Annotated in this window: 1 protein-coding gene; it reads left to right on the forward strand. The window is 75.0% G+C overall.

Annotation, left to right across the window (positions count from 1 at the left end; all coding sequences use genetic code 11):
* A partial coding sequence (locus H5J30_RS31830; RefSeq protein ID WP_374101044.1) for an Fn3-like domain-containing protein occupies nucleotides 1-1,647 on the forward strand: 1,647 nt, incomplete at both ends.

A 1,647-nucleotide genomic window follows, 5' to 3' on the forward strand; every position in this document is an offset into this window, starting at 1 on the left:
CGGCGCCGCCGCGCTGCTGCTGCAGAAGCACCCCGACTGGGACTGGCGGCGCGTGAAGACCGCCCTCATGACCACCGCGGACGGCGACGCGGCCGAGCCCCGGCCGCACACCTCCGGCGCCGGGGTCCTCGACCTGCCGGGAGCCGCGAACGAGACGCTGCAACTCAACCGCGGCAACGTCGACTTCGGCTACCTGCGCTACCCGGAGGGCGACCGCCCGGCGTCGATCGGGCTCACCCTGACCAACAACGGCACCGAGCCCCGCGCCGTCTCCCTCACCGACCTCGCCACCGAGCGCGCCGGCGCCCCCCTCGCCGACGACGCCGTGACGGTCACCCCCGCCGCGGTGACCGTCGCGCCCGGCGCCACGGAGCGGGTGACGGTGACGCTGACGCCCGAGGACGTGGCGCCCGGCGTCTACTCCGGCGCCGTGGTCCTCACCGGGAGCGGCCACGACACCGTCACCCTGCCGCTCAGCTTCTACCGCGAACCGCCCCGCCACGACGTGGACCTGACCGTCCTGGACCGCAACGGCCGGCCCTGGGCGGGCGGCACCCTGTGGCTGCTCAACATGCAGAACACGTACCCGGAGACCGGCGGCGGGTTCCGCACCGTCCACCTCGACGAGAACGGCCGCGCCACCGCCCGCATGCTGCCGGGCCCGCTGACGATGATGGCCAAGGTCGAGACCCCCGCGGCGGACGGCGAGCCCGCCAGCGTCGCCTTCGCGGGCTCGCCCGAGGTGCAGGTCGACGCCGACATGTCCTACACCATCGACGCCCGCAAGGCGCTGCCGCTGCGCCCCGCGACCGTCGAGGGCGCCGACACCGAGGTGCGGCACGTCTCCATCCACTACGCCCGCCGCGACGCCGCCGGCACCGGCGGTATGGACGAGGGGATCTTCGCCACCGGCGAGGAGATCGAGCAGGGCCGGGTCTTCCTCCAGCCGACCGGACCGGTGCGGCACGGCAGCGCGGCGTTCGAGACCCGCTGGCGGCTGGAGGCGGACGGCAGGCCGCGCGGGCAGCAGGCCGACGTGTACGAACTGGTGCTCGGCCGGAGCAAGGTGATCCCCGATCCGCCGCGTTACCGCGTCACGCGCGCGGAGGTGCGCAAGCTGGCGCGCATCGAGGCGGACTACCGCTCGCTGCTCGGCCGGGACGACACGTACACCGAGACCCGCGAGCCGCGCACCGACGGCATCGCGAGTGCCCTCCGCTTCGAGCACCCGATCACGGTGCCGCAGCGCCGCGTCGAGATGGTCACCGCATCGCCGGACGTCGCGTGGCGCCACTGCGTCCTCGGCCCCGAGGTGGCGCGCGCGAACCTGTGCGCGCCCACCGTGGCGTACGAGCCGGGGGAGCGCGCCGATCCGGTCTGGTTCCGGGCCCCGGCCCCGGCGGTCATCGCCGGGCTGCACGACGGCGACGAACTCGTCCTGCCGGTGTCGCTGAGCGACGGTGAACACCAGGGTTCGGTGTGGAACGCGCCGACCGCCGGGAACGAGAGCCTGCGGCTCTTCCGCGACGGCACCGAGATCCCGGCCCGCCCCGGCACCAGCTACTTCCCCGTCACGCCCGAGCCCGCCACGTACCGGCTGGAGCACACCTCCCGCCCCGACCGCGACGCGCTGCCCCTCGGCAGCGA

Source organism: Streptomyces phytophilus (assembly GCF_013870535.1).
Lineage (GTDB): Bacteria > Actinomycetota > Actinomycetes > Streptomycetales > Streptomycetaceae > Streptomyces > Streptomyces phytophilus.